This window comes from Streptomyces malachitofuscus, assembly GCF_055571035.1.
In genome coordinates, this window is sequence record NZ_JBVIGA010000045.1 from 1 (window position 1) to 15,754 (window position 15,754).

Annotated in this window: 10 protein-coding genes and 1 tRNA gene; 10 read left to right on the plus strand and 1 reads right to left on the minus strand. The window is 72.2% G+C overall.

Going from position 1 to position 15,754, the window contains the following annotated elements; translation table 11 throughout:
* The 6 genes from ACZ44S_RS37455 to ACZ44S_RS37480 all read left to right on the plus strand — a co-directional run.
* Positions 1-3,828 (plus strand): SDR family NAD(P)-dependent oxidoreductase (locus tag ACZ44S_RS37455; RefSeq protein ID WP_466937639.1); only part of this gene is annotated, 3,828 nt, incomplete at its 5' end.
* A 4-nt stretch (positions 3,829-3,832) separates the two neighbouring features.
* Positions 3,833-4,615: an arylamine N-acetyltransferase family protein gene (locus ACZ44S_RS37460; RefSeq protein ID WP_466937640.1), complete on the plus strand. Its 783-nt coding sequence runs from the start codon at positions 3,833-3,835 to the stop codon at positions 4,613-4,615.
* Positions 4,616-4,639: 24 nt separating this feature from the next.
* Positions 4,640-6,271, plus strand: a complete 1,632-nt coding sequence (gene mhpA / locus ACZ44S_RS37465) for a bifunctional 3-(3-hydroxy-phenyl)propionate/3-hydroxycinnamic acid hydroxylase MhpA (RefSeq protein WP_466937643.1) — start codon at positions 4,640-4,642, stop codon at positions 6,269-6,271.
* A gap of 78 nt (positions 6,272-6,349) precedes the next feature.
* Positions 6,350-7,300 carry a class I SAM-dependent methyltransferase gene (locus tag ACZ44S_RS37470; RefSeq protein ID WP_466937645.1) on the plus strand — a complete coding sequence of 317 codons (951 nt, stop codon included), beginning with the start codon at positions 6,350-6,352 and terminating at the stop codon, positions 7,298-7,300.
* An 81-nt stretch (positions 7,301-7,381) separates the two neighbouring features.
* The gene (locus tag ACZ44S_RS37475) at positions 7,382-8,218 is read left to right on the plus strand and encodes a shikimate dehydrogenase family protein (RefSeq protein ID WP_466937647.1); all 837 of its coding nucleotides are present in this window, start codon (positions 7,382-7,384) and stop codon (positions 8,216-8,218) included.
* A 235-nt stretch (positions 8,219-8,453) separates the two neighbouring features.
* Positions 8,454-9,047 (plus strand): malonic semialdehyde reductase, encoded by a 594-nt coding sequence (locus tag ACZ44S_RS37480; protein WP_466937649.1) that lies wholly within the window; start codon positions 8,454-8,456, stop codon positions 9,045-9,047.
* A gap of 293 nt (positions 9,048-9,340) precedes the next feature.
* On the opposite strand, the gene ACZ44S_RS37485 is transcribed toward ACZ44S_RS37480, so the two are convergent.
* Positions 9,341-9,416: transfer RNA gene (locus ACZ44S_RS37485), tRNA-Arg, on the minus strand.
* Positions 9,417-9,736: 320 nt separating this feature from the next.
* On the opposite strand from ACZ44S_RS37485, the gene ACZ44S_RS37490 reads away from it, so the two are divergent.
* From ACZ44S_RS37490 to ACZ44S_RS37505, 4 genes are all read left to right on the plus strand, one after another.
* Entirely contained in the window at positions 9,737-11,347 is a 1,611-nt protein-coding gene (locus ACZ44S_RS37490; RefSeq protein ID WP_466937652.1) for a dynamin family protein, read from the plus strand.
* 3 nt (positions 11,348-11,350) lie between these two features.
* Complete coding sequence (locus ACZ44S_RS37495; RefSeq protein ID WP_466937653.1) at positions 11,351-13,177, plus strand: YfjP family GTPase; 1,827 nt, start codon at positions 11,351-11,353, stop codon at positions 13,175-13,177.
* 262 nt (positions 13,178-13,439) lie between these two features.
* Positions 13,440-13,922, plus strand: a complete 483-nt coding sequence (locus tag ACZ44S_RS37500) for a single-stranded DNA-binding protein (protein WP_466937655.1) — start codon at positions 13,440-13,442, stop codon at positions 13,920-13,922.
* Positions 13,923-14,199: 277 nt separating this feature from the next.
* Positions 14,200-15,621, plus strand: a complete 1,422-nt coding sequence (locus ACZ44S_RS37505) for a Cys-Gln thioester bond-forming surface protein (RefSeq protein ID WP_466937657.1) — start codon at positions 14,200-14,202, stop codon at positions 15,619-15,621.
* Positions 15,622-15,754 lie beyond the last annotated feature (133 nt).

Below are 15,754 nucleotides of genomic sequence, written 5' to 3' on the forward strand. Positions count from 1 at the left end.
ATCGGTCATGCGCAGGCCGCCGCGGGTGTGGCGGGTGTGATCAAGATGGTGCAGGCGATGCGGCACGGGGTGCTGCCGAAGACGCTGCACGTGGATGAGCCGTCGCCGAAGGTGGACTGGTCGGCGGGTGCGGTGGAGCTGTTGACCGAGGCCCGTGACTGGCCGCAGCTCCCCGGCCGTCCGCGCCGGGCGGCCGTCTCCTCCTTCGGACTGAGCGGCACGAACGCGCATGTGATTCTGGAGGCCGCCGAGGAGGAGGCCGCCCCGGAGCCGACGGCCGCGAACGGGCCCGTCCCCCTGCTGCTGTCGGGGCGGACGTCGGAAGCCGTGCACGCTCAGGCGGAGCGGCTCGCCGGACATCTGGAAGGGCATGGCGAGCTGGGTCTGGCGGATGTGGCGTTCTCGTTGGCGACGGCGCGTGCGCACTTGGAGCGTCGTGCGGTGGTCGTGGCGGGTTCGGTGGAGGAGGCGCGCGAACGCCTCGCGTCCGTCGACCCGCAGCCGGTGGTCGCGGGTGATCTCGCCGTGCTGTTCACGGGTCAGGGTGCGCAGCGGGTCGGGATGGGGCGTGAGCTGTATGCGGCGTTCCCGGTGTTCGCGGAGGCTTTCGACGAGGTGTGCGCGGCCGTGGACCGGCCCCTGGGCCGTTCGCTGAAGGACCTGGTCTTCGGCGACGACGCGGCGCTGCTCGACGAGACGCGTTATGCGCAGCCGGCTTTGTTCGCTGTTGAGGTGGCGTTGTTCCGGTTGGTGGAGTCGTGGGGTGTGCGCGCGGATGTGGTGGCCGGTCATTCGATCGGTGAGGTGGCGGCCGCGTTCGTGGCGGGTGTGTGGTCGTTGGAGGATGCGGCTGCTCTGGTGGTGGCGCGGGGTCGTCTGATGCAGGCGTTGCCGTCGGGCGGGGTGATGGTGGCGGTCGAGGCGTCGGAGGACGAGGTGGCGCCGCTGCTGGTCGGGGGCGCGGGCATCGCGGCGGTGAACGGCGCGACGTCCGTGGTCCTCTCCGGCGCCGAGGCGGCTGTCGAGGAGGTCGTGGGCCGTTTGGAGGGGCGTCGGGTACGACGTCTGCGGGTCTCGCACGCTTTCCACTCCTCGTTGATGGACCCGATGCTGGACGACTTCCGGCAGATCGTCTCCGGCCTCACCTTCAACACCCCCACGATCGCCGTGGTGTCGAACCTGACGGGTGCGGTCGCGGAGCCGGAGCGGTTGTGCGATCCGGAGTACTGGGTCGAGCACGTGCGTGGCACGGTCCGTTTCCACGACGGTGTGCAGACCCTCCGCGAGCACAAGGTCGGTACGTTCCTCGAACTGGGCCCTGATGGTGTCCTGTCCGGGATGATCGCGGAGGACTGTGTGCCGTCCTTGCGTCGTGACGTGCCGGAGGACCGGGCGCTGATGGGCATGCTGGGGCACCTGCACACACGCGGTGTCACGGTCGACTGGGAGCAGGTGTTCTCCGGGACCGGTGCCCACCGCACCGCTCTGCCCACCTACGCCTTCCAACACCAGCGCTACTGGATCGAGGGCGACGCCCCGGTCGCTGCTGAGACGGCGACCGCTTCCGACCCGGCCGACAGGGCGTTCTGGGACATCGTGGACAGCGGCGACGCCGACTCGCTGGCCCGCTCCCTCCAGGTCGACGTCACGGCACTGGACGGTGTGCTGCCCGCCCTGTCCTCGTGGCGCCGACGACACAGGGACCAGGCCGTGCTGGACGGCTGGCAGTACCGGATCGAATGGCAGCCGGTGACGGACCGGCTGGTGCCCGGCGCGACCGGCGCCGAGGGCACGTGGCTGGTGCTGGCGCCCGCCGAGCACACCGGCGTGCCGGCGGAGGCACTGGACGCCGCGCTCACCGCGCACGGCGGCCGCGTCGTACGGGTGGACGTGGACGGCGAGGACCGCAAGGGCCTGGCCGAACTCCTTCGCGCCGGACTCTTGCGGGCGGGCCTCGACCCGGCGGCAGCGGCCCTGGCCGGTGTGGCGTCCCTGCTGGCGCTGGACGAGCGGCCGGACACCGAACACCCGACGCTGTCGCGCGGCACGGCGGCCACCGTCACCCTCGTGCAGGCACTCGACGACCTCGGCGTCACCGCCCCGCTGTGGTGCCTGACCTCCGGAGCCGTCGCCGTCCGGGAGGACGGGGAGGTACGGAGCGCCGACCAGCCCATGATCTGGGGGCTCGGCACCGTACTGGCCCTCGACCACCCCAGGTCCTGGGGCGGACTCGTCGACGTGACGGCCGAGCCGGACACGACGGCCCTGGCCCGGCTGGTCGCCGTGCTCTGCGGGGAGCACGGCGAGGATCAGGTGGCGATCCGTCCGGCGGGCGCGTACGCCCGCCGGATGGTCCGCGCCGCGCCCTTCACCGAGACCGCCTCCCGGCGCGCCTCCGCCGACGCCGGGACCGCCGATGCCACCGGTGCCGGTGCCGGCGAGGCCGAAACCGGCGGCACGACCACTCCGGCCCCGACCGCGTCCGCCACGACGGCCCCGACTCCGGCCCCGGCCCCGGCCCCCGCCCCGGCCCCGACCGAGTCCGGCGAGGGCGCGGCCGCCTCCGCCGACGGCTGGACGCCGTGCGGCACGGTGCTCGTCACCGGCGGTACCGGCGGCATCGGCGCACACGTGGCGCGCTGGGCCGCGGGACGGGGCGCCGAGCACCTGCTGCTGCTCAGCCGCCGCGGCAGGGCGGCGGACGGAGCGGACGCGCTGGAGGCCGAACTGACCGCCCTGGGCGCCCGGGTCACCGTCGCGGCCTGCGACGTCACCGACCGAGCCGCGCTCGCCGAGGTGATCGACGCGGTCCCGTCCGATCTGCCCGTCTCCGCCGTCTTCCACGCGGCCGGCACCGCACAGGAGCCGCGGCGACTGCCGGACAGCACCGTCGCGGAGTTCGCCGAAGTGGGCCGGGCGAAGATCGCCGGCGCCGTGCACCTCGACGAACTGTTCGCGGAGCACCCGCTGGACGCCTTCGTGGTGTTCTCCTCCGGAGCCGCCGTCTGGGGCGGCGCCGGACAGAGCGGCTACGCCGCCGCCAACGCCCACGTGGAGGGCCTCGCCCGCCGCAGGCGCGCCCAGGGCCGGGCGGCGACCGCGGTGGCCTGGGGCGCCTGGGCCGGCGGCGGCATGGTCGACGACGCCGTCGCCGCAGAGTTCGCCGAGGTCGGCGTCGAGCTGATGCGACCCGAACTCGCCGTACGGGCACTGGAACAGGCGATGGCGCGGGACGAGGGACACCTCGTCGTCGCGGGCATCGACTGGTCGCGGTTCGTACCGGCCTACACCGCCGCCCGGCAGCGCCCGCTGCTGCGGGAACTGCCCGAGGCCGCCCCCGCCCGGACCACCGGCACCGTCGACGACGCGCAGGCGGGCGACGGGGACGGGGCACTGCGGACGTTGCTGCTGCCCCTGCCCCCGCAGGAGCGGATGACCGCGCTGACCGATCTCGTGCTGAAGGAGGCCGGACAGATCCTCGGGCACTCCACCGGACCGGCCGTGATCGAGGACGGCGTCGCCTTCCTCGACATCGGTTTCGACTCCCTGACCGGCCTCGAACTGCGCAACCGGCTCCATCGGATCTCCGGACTCGACCTGCCCCAGGGCCTCATCTTCGACGCCCCCACCGCGGGCATGATCGCCGAGCTGATGCTGGAGGCGCTCGAACCCGAACTCGCCGTCACGCCGGAGACCGTCGCCGACGAGATCGGCAGGCTGGAATCGGCGCTGGCCCCGGCGCTGCACGACGACACCTCGCGTGAGCGGGCCGTGACGCACCTGCGTGAACTGCTGGCCAAGTGGGACCACACCGAGAAGGGAAAGTAAGCAGATGTTCGAGGTCGAGACCTACTTGCGCCGGCTGGGACTCCAGGAGGCGCCCGCGCCCGACGCCGAGACGCTCCGCCTCCTGCACAAGAGGCACCTGATGTCGCTGGCCTACGACAGCAGCCACTTCATCAAGAGCTTCACCGGCTTCCGCAACGTCGTCGACATCGACGTCGACGCCACGTTCCGCGCGATCGTCGTCGAGGGCGCGGGCGGCGTGTGCCACGACCTGAGCGGGCTGTTCCGCAGGCTGCTGACCGAACTCGGTTACGACGTGTCGATCCTGGCCGCGTCCCAGCGCTGGCCCGACGGGCAGTTCGGACCCGACTTCGAGCACACCTTCAACTGCGTGCGGCTGGACGGGGAGACCTGGCTGGTGGACGTGGGTTTCGCCGGGCCCTCGTACCTGGAGCCGCTGCGGATGACCGAGGAGGTGCAGCACCAGTACGGCTGCTCCTACCGGCTCACGCCGGACGGCAGCCACCACGTGCTGGAACGGAAGGCCGCGGCCGGCGACTGGCGGTCGGTGTACCGCTTCGAGCTCACGCCCCGGTCGGTCTCCGACTGGGACAGCCCGCAGGACACCGCCTCCGAGGAGATCGTCAAGAACTCCCTCTTCGCCGGGACCGCCCTGCGCGGCCGTGCCACCGACCGCGGACAGCTCGTCCTCACCGGCCGGCGGCTGCTGACGGTCGAGAACGGCCACGAGTCGGTCCGCACGCTCATCGACAAGGCCGAGTTCGAGGGCACGGTGAAGGACATCCTCGCCGGCACGGGCAACGGCTGAGACGGGACCGGACGGAGAACGGACATGACAGTGGAGACACTGACGGCCGGCGCCGGCCCGGAGACCGACACGGACGTGGCCGTCGTCGGCTACGGTCCCGTCGGGCAGTTACTGGCGATCCTGCTGGCCCGGCGCGGCTGGCGGGTCACCGTCGTGGAACGCTACGCCCAGCCGTACCCCATGCCGCGGGCGGTCGGTTTCGACGACGAGGCCGCCCGCAACCTGGCGGCCGTCGGCATCGGGGCCTTCCTCGACACGTTCGGGGAGAACTCCCGCGACTACGCCTGGCGCAACGCCGAAGGCGAGACCCTGCTGCAGTTGGAGAGCGCCGTGGACGGCCACTGCGGCTGGCCGCAGGCGACGGCCATGTACCAGCCGGGCCTGGAGGCCGCCCTCATCGAACGGGGCACCGACTTCCCCCACCTGCGTGTCGTGCGCGGCCAGGAGGTCGTCGAACTCGACGACCGCGGCGACCTGGTCGAGGTGATCTCCGAGGACGCCGACGAGGAGGAGCACACCTTCACCGCGCGGTACGTCGTCGGATGCGACGGAGCCAACAGCTTCGTCCGGGAGTCCATGGAGAGCCCCCTCACCGACCTCGGCTTCTTCTACGACTGGCTGATCTGCGACGTCGTACTGAACGAGCCGCGCGACTTCCGCCCCAACAACCTCCAGATCTGCGACCCCCGGCGGCCGCGGACCGCCGTGTCGGCGGGCCCCGGGCACCGCCGCTTCGAGTTCATGAGGCTGCCCGGCGAGAACATCGAGGAACTGCGGCGCGAGGAAACGCACTGGCGCATGCTGGAGATGTTCGACGTGCGGCCGGACAACGCGACGCTCGACCGGCACGCCGTGTACACCTTCCAGGCCCGCTGGGCGGAGGAGTGGCGCAAGGGCCGGCTGCTGATCGCGGGCGACGCCGCACACCTCATGCCGCCCTTCGCCGGGCAGGGCATGTGCTCGGGCTTCCGTGACGTGGCCAACCTGTCGTGGAAGCTGGACCTGGTCCTGCGCTCCCGCGCCGACGCGTCCCTGCTCGACACCTACACCGTCGAGCGCCGGGCCCACGTCCGGAACGCCGTCACCACGTCCGTGAAACTGGGCAAGGTCATCTGCGTGACCGACCCCGCGGCCGCCGCCGACCGGGACGCGATCATGCTCGCCGCCCGCGACCGCGAGGGCGCCGCGGCCCTGCCGATGTCGACCGCGATCCCCCTCGACGACGGACTGCTCCGCCGCACCGGGGACGGCACGCCGGCGGCCCCCGCCGGCACCCTCTTCCCGCAGGCCCGGGTGGCCGGCGCCGAGGGGGAGGGCCTGTTCGACGAGATCGTCGGCCTGGGCTTCGTCCTGCTCGCCGCCGAGGACCCCGCGACGTCGCTGGACGCCCGGCGGCGGGCCTTCCTCGACGGCATCGGCACCCGCTTCGCCCACATCCTGCCCGCCGGCACGGACCCGGCCGGAGCCGGTCCCGGCGCCGTGGCCGACACCGAGGACCGCTACCTGCCGTATCTCGCCGCATGCGGGGCGACGGCGGTGCTGGTGCGCCCCGACTTCACCGTCTTCGGCGCGGCCCACGGGCCCGAGGACCTGCGCGACCTCGTCGACGGACTCGCCCGCCGGCTGGGGACACCGGTCCCGGCCGACGCCGGCTGACCCGCGCCGTCTCCAAGCCCCCGGAAAACCACGTCCCCCCAGAAACCCCCTGCAGCACCACTAGATAGGACCATGCCCATGGGTGCCCGCGAAGACATGTACGGCCTGTTCACCAGCGTGAACGAGATCAATCTGACCGACGACCAGACGGGTCAGAGTGCCAAGGAGGGCATGCACAAGAAGAACATCTCCACCAGCTACGACCTCCAGGCCCGGATGTCCAAGAAGGGCATCCTGTGGAACTGGGGCTACCACGACGAGCAGAACGCCAAGGAGATCACCGCCCGCATACCCGGCTTCCTCGACTACGACACCGACGGCTACTCCGAGGAGCTGTACTTCGCCGCGCTGCGGGAGGTGCCGTTCGACCTCGACGACTACGCCGACAAGTTCGTCCTGGAGGTCGGCTGCGGACTGGGCGAGGGCCTGAACTTCCTCTCCCGCATCGTCGACGCCGAGCGCATGGTCGGCCTCGACCTGTCGGACGAGGCCGTCAAGCGCGCCAACGCCTCCCTCGGCCGCGCCGGACTGAGCTACGTCCAGGGCGACGCGGAGAACCTGCCGTTCGAGGACGGCGAGGTGGACGTCCTCGTGAACATCGAGAGCGCCCACAACTACCCGAGCCTGGAGAAGTTCCTGGAGGAGGTGTCCAGGGTGCTCAAGCCGGGCGGCTACTTCACGCACGTCGACCTCTACACCACCCGGCGTCACGCCTTCCTGAAGGAGCTCCAGGACAAGGAGCTCGGTCTGGAGTGGGTGCTCGACCGCGACATCTCGGCCCAGGTGCGGGCCGCGATCCACGGACGGCTCTCCCCCGGGGGCTCCTTCCACAAGGCGCTGCGCGAGCAGCGGGTCGGCGTGATCCAGCGGCACATGGCCAAGCGGGTCGGCCCGGAGGCCGTGGGCGGCTCCTTCGCCGGCTACACCGACAGCGGCTCCACCAAGCTGCTGAAGCGGATGGGCGTACTGCCGTCGCAGTTCATGCCGCCGGTCGACAGCTACCGCCTCTACGTGGCCAAGAAGATCTGACCCGGCACCGGCCGAACCGTCCGCAGCGGGTGAGGCCCGTACCCGTCGCCCGTCGCAGTCCAGCCGAGGAAGCCGAAACCGATGACGACAGAAGCCACCCTGCCCCCGGCGCCCATCAGCGGGAACACCCGTCTGTACGCCGTCCTGGGCGACCCGGTCGCACAGGTCCGGTCTCCCGGGCTGCTCAACCCGGTCTTCGCGGAGCTGGGCATCGACGCGGTGCTGGTGCCCGTGCACGTGCAGGCCGCGGACCTCGCGTCCGTGGTCCGCGGCCTGCAAGGGGTGGGCAACCTCGACGGCCTGTTCGCCACCGTGCCGCACAAGGCGGCCGTCGCCGCTCTGGCCGACCGCCGCAGCCGCGCGGTGGAGATCGCCGGAAGCGCGAACGCCCTGCGGCGCGAGCCCGACGGGACCTGGCTCGCCGAGAACTTCGACGGCTCGGGGTTCGTGGCGGGCCTGGCCGGGGCCGGCCACGAACCGCGGGGCAGGCGGGTGTCGATGGCCGGCGCGGGAGGTGCGGGCAGCGCCATCGCGGCGGCACTGCTCACCGCGGGCGCGGCGCACCTGTCGGTGTGCGACCCCGACACCTCCCGGCTGGCCGAGCTCGTCGACCGGCTGGCCCGGCACTGGCCGGGGCGGGTCGCCGCGGTGACCGAACTTCCGCTGCACGAGACCGATATCGCCGTCAACGCCACCCCGCTGGGCCTGCGCGCCGAGGACCCGCTGCCGTTCGCGCCCGCCGCCCTGCCGCCGGGCGGCGTCGTGGCGGACATCATCATGCAGCCGAAGGAGACCCCCCTCCTGAAGGAGGCGGCGGCACGGGGCCACCGGGTGCACCACGGGCTGCACATGCTCACCGGCCAGATGGACTCCTACCGCGCGTTCTTCGGACTCGGTGTCCCCCGGACCACCGGCTGACCGGCCGACGCGGGGCGGAACAGGCACGGAGCCGGCACGGAACGGGAACGGGACGCCGTTCTCCGTCCCGCCGGAACGGGCCGAAAACAGCCATGACCGGTGCGGTAAAACCTCGTTCGGTAGAGGAGAGAATATTTCTCGGATAATCTGCCGATCATGCAGAAAAGGCCGTCGGGGCATTGTTCCGAACGGCTTCCCTCTCATTCCCTCCAACAATTCACCAAGGAATTCCCTTATGACTCTCGCTCTCGACGCCGCGGCGCAGGACCTCCTCTTCCGCGAGGCCCGCACGGCCAACACGTTCACCGACGAGCCGGTGACCGACGAGCAGGTCCGAGCCATCTACGACCTGATCAAGTACGCCCCCACCTCGATGAACCAGCAGCCGCTCCGCGTTGTCCTGGTCCGTTCGCAGGAAGGCCGCAAGCGCCTGGTCCAGCACCTCGCGGAAGGCAACAACAAGAAGGCCGAGGCGGCCCCGCTGGTCGCGATCCTCGCCGCGGACAACGAGTTCCACGAGGAGCTCCCGGAGCAGTTGCCGCATTTCCCCCAGGCCAAGGACCTCATGTTCTCGGACCGTGCCGTGCGAGAGCAGTCCGCGCAATTCAACGCCGCCCTGCAGGTGGGCTATTTCATTCTCGGCGTCCGCGCCGCGGGTCTGGCCGCCGGCCCCATGACCGGCTTCGACGCCGACGGCCTCAACAAGGAGTTCTTCGCCGACGGCGAGCACTCGGTCCTCGCCGTGGTCAACATGGGCAAGCCGGGCGAGAACGCCTGGTTCGACCGCTCCCCCCGCCTCACCTACGACCAGGTGGTCACGACGGTCTGAACAGCGTGCCCGTGCGTCGGCAGGACCGGGTGAGCCGGATGTGAGAAGGGCGGTGCGGGACCCCGTGGACGGGGTTCCGCACCGCCCTTCGGCGTGGCTCGGCAGACGTCCCTGTGGTGCGTCCAGGTGGTGGAGGCGGCGGGATGTATGGGGGACGGACACCCGTGGAAACTCGGTTTCCGCCGGTGTCAGCCGGATGCCCGCGCTTCTCGACGGTCCGGCGTATTCTGGAGGCATTGGCGGTCAGACACGGTCTGACCAGGCAATACGCGGTCCATCTGACGCGAGGCCAGTGGCGCCCCCGGCAGGACTCGAACCTGCGGCCAAGCGCTTAGAAGGCGCCTGCTCTATCCACTGAGCTACGGGGGCCGGTGTGATGGCCTGGCGTCAAGGTGCCCTGGTCGGGCGCGTCCCTGACGTTGCCGGAGACAAGGATAGGGCTCCCGCATCCTTGTCCCTGCCGCCTCGCCTCCGTGACTCCATGTGGAGGTTCGGTGAAGCGGTCCTGATAATCGCAGGCAGGTACGAATCGTGCACTGCTTTTGGCCTCTGGCGCATCGGGTGTTGTCCACTCGTTATGCCTGGACCGCCCCTGCGCCTCAGTCGTCCCTTCCATCCGTTGTGTCCTGTCGGCACGCAGACATGCTCATATGCTTCAGAATTCCCCTAAAATTGGGCATTCTTCGCATGTGGTGACCTTGGACGTACGGCCTCAGCTGCTCGACGCACTCTCCGCCCTGCGCGACCGTGTCGCCGCCGCACGCTTCCCGCTGCCCCTGGCGGGGGCCGCACGCGCGCGTGCCAACCGCGACGAGCTGCTCGCACAGCTCGACGACTATCTGGTGCCCCGGCTGAGAGATCCCGAAGCGCCCCTGCTGGCCGTCGTGGGAGGCTCCACCGGGGCCGGGAAGTCCACCCTGGTGAACTCCCTGGTCGGCAGGCGCGTCAGCGAGGCGGGCGTGCTGCGGCCGACGACACGGACGCCGGTGCTCGTCTGCCATCCGGAGGACCACCACTGGTTCAGCGGGATGCGGGTGCTGCCCGACCTCACGCGCGTGTGGGTGCCCCACCACCAGGACCCGGCGGACGACCTGCTCCTCCCCGGCGAGAACCCCGCCCGGGTGCTCCGCGTCGAGAGCGCCGACACCCTGCCGCCCGGCCTCGCCCTCCTGGACGCGCCCGACATCGACTCCCTGGTGTCCGACAACCGGGTCCTCGCCGCCGAACTCATCAGCGCCGCCGACATCTGGGTCATGGTCACCACCGCCGCCCGCTACGCCGACGCCGTCCCCTGGCACATGCTGCGCACCGCCAAGGAGTACGACGTCAGCCTGGTCACCGTCCTGGACCGGGTGCCCCACCAGGTCGTCTCCGAGGTGTCCCGGCAGTACGGCGCCCTCCTCACCAAGGCCGGACTCGGCCACGTGCCCCGCTTCACCGTGCCCGAGCTGCCCGAGTCGGCCTGGGGCGGCGGCCTGCTGCCCGCCACCGCCGTGGCGGCGCTGCGGACCTGGCTCGTCCACCAGACGCTGGACCCCGCCGCGCGCCAGCACGTCATGGCCCGCACCGCGTACGGCGTCCTCGACTCCCTCAACGCCCGCCTCCCCGAACTCGCCGGGGCCGCCGCCGCCCAGTACGCCGCCGCGCTGCGGCTCACCGCGGCGATCGAGGGCGCGTACGACAGCGAGCACTCGCGCGTACGGGGCCGGCTCCAGGCCGGGGCCGTGCTCGCCGGGGACGCCCTCAAGCGGTGGCACGCCTTCCCCCTCGACTGCACCCCGGGCGAACTCCTCGACACGCTGGTGGAGAGCCTCAGCGCGCTACTGCTGTGCGCCGTGGCCGCCGCCGACGAGCGCGTCGAGGACGCCTGGCGGCGCGAACCCGCGGCGGACGCCCCCGAGCTCACCGCCCGCGCCGCCGCCCCGGAGAGCGCCGAACACCGTATCGGGCTGGCCGTACGGCGCTGGCGGCGCGAACTCGAGGAGTACGCCGAGGACGAGGTGCGCGAGCTGGACCGCGGCCTGGCGCCCGACCCCGAGATGGTCGCCGCGCTGGTGGCCACGGTGCTCCTGGGCGGCCGCCGCGCCCGGACCGCCGGGGAGGGACTCGCCGAGCGGATCGGTGCGCACGGCGCGCTGCGCCTGAGGGACCGCGGCGGACGGCTGCTCGTCGACCACGTGGACCGGGTCATGCACGCCGAGCGCGAACGCCGGCTCGCCCCGCTCGACGCGCTCGAGGTGCACGCGGAACCCCAGCCCGAACTCATCGCCGCGTTGTCCGTACTGCAGAAGGAGAGGTGACCGGTGACCGCCGTCACTGACCAGGACCACACCGAGCACCCGGAGCAACCGCAGCACCCGGAGCACCCCGAGCACCACGAACGCTCCGGTCGTGACGCCGAGGGCGCTCCCCGCGCGGATGCCCAAGGCCCCTGGGACGACGGGCTCATCGCGCGGCGGGTCAACGGGAGCGCGGGGGAGGAGCAGCACCGGGTGACGGAACCCCGCTCGTCCGTACCGCAGAAGGTGACGCCCCTGACGTACGGCCCGCAGCTGGGGTCGCGGCTCGACGCGCTGCGCGAACTGGTGGGCCTGTCCCGCACCCGGCTCGACAACCGCACCCTCGCCCAGGCGGGCCGGGTCCTCGACGAGGCCGCCGCGCGACGCGCCCTGTCCGGACAGCACACCGTCGTCGCCATCGCGGGCGCCACCGGCAGTGGCAAGTCCCAGCTGTTCAACGCACTGGCCGGCGTGCCCATCTCCGAGACCGGCGTACGGCGGCCGACCACCGCCGCGCCCATCGCGTGCAGCTGGAGCGACGGCGCCGCGAGCCTCATCGAACGCCTCGGCATCCCGCCCCGGCTCAGGCGGCGTCCCCTCCAGGCGACGGCGGACGCGGACGACCGGCTGCGCGGGCTCGTCCTGGTCGACCTGCCCGACCACGACTCGGCGGCCGTGCAGCACCGCGAGCAGGTGGACCGCGTACTGGGGCTGGTCGACGCCGTCATCTGGGTCGTCGACCCCGAGAAGTACGCCGACGCCATGCTGCACGAGCGCTATCTGCGGCCCATGGCGGCCCACGCGGAGGTCATGTTCGTCGTGCTCAACCAGACCGACCGGCTGCCCGGGGAGGCCGCCGAACAGGTCCTGGACGACCTGCGGCGGCTGCTCGACGAGGACGGCATCGTCCTCGGCGAGTACGGCGAACCCGGCACGGCCGTGCTGGCCCTGTCCGCGCTCACCGGTGACGGAGTCGGCGAACTGCGGGAGGCGCTCGGCCGGTTCGTCTCCGAACGCGGTGCCCCGGCCCGCCGGATCTCCGCGGACCTGGACATCGCGGCGGCCCGGCTGTGGCCCGTGTACGCCACCCGCCGCCGCACCGGACTGAGCGAGGAGGCGCGCGAGGAGTTCTCCGACCGGCTCGCGGACGCGGTGGGCGCCACGGCGGCAGGCGAGGCGGCCGAGCGCGCGTGGCTGCGCAACGCCAACCGCGCGTGCGGCACGCCCTGGCTGCGGCTGTGGCGGTGGTGCCAGGAGCGGAGCGAACCGAACACCGGCAGGGTCGCCCTGCGCGGGCAGCCCGACGAGGAGGCCACCGCGCGGCAGCGCGTGGAGCAGGCGGTGCGCACGGTGGCCGACCGGGCGTCGGCCGGACTGCCGGCGCCGTGGGCGCGGGCCGTGCGGGAAGCCGCCGTACGCGGTTCGCAGGGGCTGCCGGAGGCCCTGGACGAACTGGCCGTCCGCGCGGGGCTGCCCCCGGGGAGACCGCCGCGGCCCGCCTGGTGGCCGGTGGCCGTGCTCGCCCAGGTCTCGATGACCGTCCTTCAGTTCATGGGCGGCCTCTGGCTGCTGGGGCAGATCATCGGTATCACGGCGCCGAACCTCGGGGTGCCGGTGCTGCTGATGGTGATCGGCATCGTGGGCGGGCCGCTCGTCGAGTGGAGCTGCCGCATGGCCGCCCGGGGGCCGGCCCGGCGGTACGGCCTGGAGGCGGAGAGACGGTTGCGGGAAGCCGCCTCCGGGTGCGGGCGGGCCCGCGTGCTGGATCCGGTGGCGGCGGAGTTGCTGCGCTACCGCGAGGTACGGGAGCAGTACGGGCGGGTGGTCGGGGTGGGGACCGGAGGCAGCTGACCCGGCCCGTAGCCCTCTCCCGGATGGCGGAACCCCGATGCGGGTGGCCGATCCCTCGTTCGGGTGGCGGAGTTCTCCACAGGCCGGGGAAGGTCCACAGCGCTCGGCGGGTCCGGTCCGGCGGCGGGAGTCTGGCTCCACGGCGATCGCGGGACGGCCTGAGGTCGCCGCGCCAGACGGAAGCCGTACGGGACGGTCCCGTACGCGTGTCCGCCCGGCGCCGGCGCGGACGCCGGCGGGCCCGGGCGAGGGAGGGAAAGCAATGAACGAGACGATGGTGTGCGTGGTGGGGAACGTGGCCACCCGGCCGGTGTACCGGGAGACCGCCACCGGCCCCGCGGCGAGGTTCCGGGTCGCGGTCACCGCCCGGTACCGGGACCGGGAGAAGAACACCTGGGCGGACGGGCACACCAACTTCTTCACGGTGTGGGCCAACCGGCAGCTCGCCACCAACGCCGCGGCATCCCTGTCGGTGGGCGACCCGGTCGTCGTCCAGGGCCGGCTGAAGGTGCGCACGGAGACCCGGGAGGGGCAGCCCGGCTGGATGTCGGCGGACATCGACGCGGTGGCGATCGGCCACGACCTGGCCCGCGGCACGACCGCCTTCCGCCGCGCCCAGCGACCGGACCAGACGGCCGCCGCGGCGGAACGCCCTGAACCCAACTGGGAGACGCCGCCCGACAGTTCGCCGCAGACGGATGACACAGCGTCACAACGACCGCCGGAGCCCGCCGCCGTGACATGACGTCAGCGGACGGCGACTCGGCGCCACCACCGGCCGAACTGAGGCTTATCGGCGGATGCGTACCGAACCATCCCGGGTGGATTTGTCGATAAGCCCTGCTCGCGGGAGCTCGGGCGATAACGATTCCGATTCGGATCACTCCTCCGATGCGATCATCGGCAAGCGCTGTCCGCCGTCTCCTTAGGATGCCGGGACGGCTCCCGGGACCCTCGGGGCCGGAGATTCTGCTGGTGGGACCGTCCCCCCGCTCAACGGGTCCTGCTCGGAAGGGAATTCGGTGTCTGTTTCGTTCTCCGCGTGGTCCGCGCGCGGACGTGGGTCGGCCCGCCTCGCGGCGGGAACGCTGGTGTCCGGACTGGTCGCCACCACCGTGCTGGCCGGTGCCGCAACGGCCGCCGCCGACGGCGACGGCGGAACGGCGCCCGGGCACACCGGACGCAGCGGAGCCGCGGCGACCATAGCCGGACTCAAGACGTACGGCGCGGCCGTCATACACGGCGCCGACGGGGACCAGCAGCTGTCGGCGGGGCTGTTCGAGATGTCCGTCGAGGGCGGCGGCATGCTCCAGACGTACTGCGTCGACATCCACACGCCCACGCAGAAGGACGCCAAGTACCACGAGACCGCCTGGAGCGGGACCTCGCTGGGCACCAACGAGGACGCCGGCCGCATCCGCTGGATCCTGCAGCACTCCTACCCCCAGGTGAACAACCTGGCGGAGCTCGCGAAGAAGGCGGGTGTCCGCGGCCAGCTCACCGAACAGGACGCCGCGGCCGGCACCCAGGTGGCCATCTGGCGCCACTCCGACGACGTGGCCGTGGACGCCGTCGACCCCCAGGCCGAGCAGCTCGCCGACTACCTGGAGAAGAACGCCCGCAACCAGGCGGAGCCGAAGGCCTCGCTGGCCCTGGACCCGCCGGCGGTCTCCGGCCGCCCGGGCGAGCGGATCGGCCCGGTGACGGTACGCACGGACGCGCGCAGCGTGACGCTCGTCCCGCCCGCGGACGCCACGACCGGCGGCGTGCGCATCGTGAACAAGGACGGCGAGCCCGTCACCACCGCCACCAACGGCAGCAAGATCTTCTTCGAGGTGCCGGAGGACGCGGCAGCGGCCACCGCCGAACTGACCGCGCAGGCCTCGACCACGGTGCCCGTCGGCCGTGCCTTCGTCTCCGACACCCGGAGCCAGACGCAGATCCTCGCCGGGTCCAGCGAGTCCACCGTCTCGGCGACGGCGACCGCCACCTGGGCACTGGAAGGCGCGATACCCGCGCTGTCCGCCCGTGAGAACTGCGCCAAGGGCGGTGTGGACCTCACCGTCACCAACCAGGACGACGAGCCCTTCACCTTCGAACTGGGAGGCGTGGAGCAGACCGTCGCGGGCGGCGCGTCCCGCACGGTGACGGTTCCGCTGAGCGAGGACCAGCCCTACGACTTCACGGTCAAGGGACCGCACGGCTTCGAACAGCGGTTCACCGGCATGCTCGACTGCCTGACCAAGACCGCCGAGACGGGCACGACCGCCCAGACCCTTACCGCCCCGACCCCCCTGGGCGGCACCCCCACCGACACCAACCTCGCCGAGACCGGGTCCTCCGACGCCACCCCGTGGATCGCCGGCACCGCCATCGCCCTGGTCGTCCTCGGCGGCGCGGGCCTGGTCATCGCCCGCCGCCGCCAGACCCCGTCCGACGACTGAGGCACCACCGCTACCCGGTGCGCCGACATCCGGGGGCGCTTGGCGCGATCTCGGCGCCCCCGGTCCGGATCTCGCTGTTGACCTGGCCTCGACGTCCCTCATAAGTTCTCGAGTAATGGTCCAGACCAGTTCT

What these genes read in the sequence shown, in the direction of transcription:
- ACZ44S_RS37460 (WP_466937640.1), top strand. Translation starts at nt 3,833, where the DNA reads ATGTTCGAGGTCGAGACCTACTTGCGCCGGCTGGGACTCCAGGAGGCG.
- mhpA (WP_466937643.1), top strand. Translation starts at nt 4,640, where the DNA reads ATGACAGTGGAGACACTGACGGCCGGCGCCGGCCCGGAGACCGACACG.
- ACZ44S_RS37470 (WP_466937645.1), top strand. Translation starts at nt 6,350, where the DNA reads ATGGGTGCCCGCGAAGACATGTACGGCCTGTTCACCAGCGTGAACGAG.
- ACZ44S_RS37475 (WP_466937647.1), top strand. Translation starts at nt 7,382, where the DNA reads ATGACGACAGAAGCCACCCTGCCCCCGGCGCCCATCAGCGGGAACACC.
- ACZ44S_RS37480 (WP_466937649.1), top strand. Translation starts at nt 8,454, where the DNA reads ATGACTCTCGCTCTCGACGCCGCGGCGCAGGACCTCCTCTTCCGCGAG.
- ACZ44S_RS37500 (WP_466937655.1), top strand. Translation starts at nt 13,440, where the DNA reads ATGAACGAGACGATGGTGTGCGTGGTGGGGAACGTGGCCACCCGGCCG.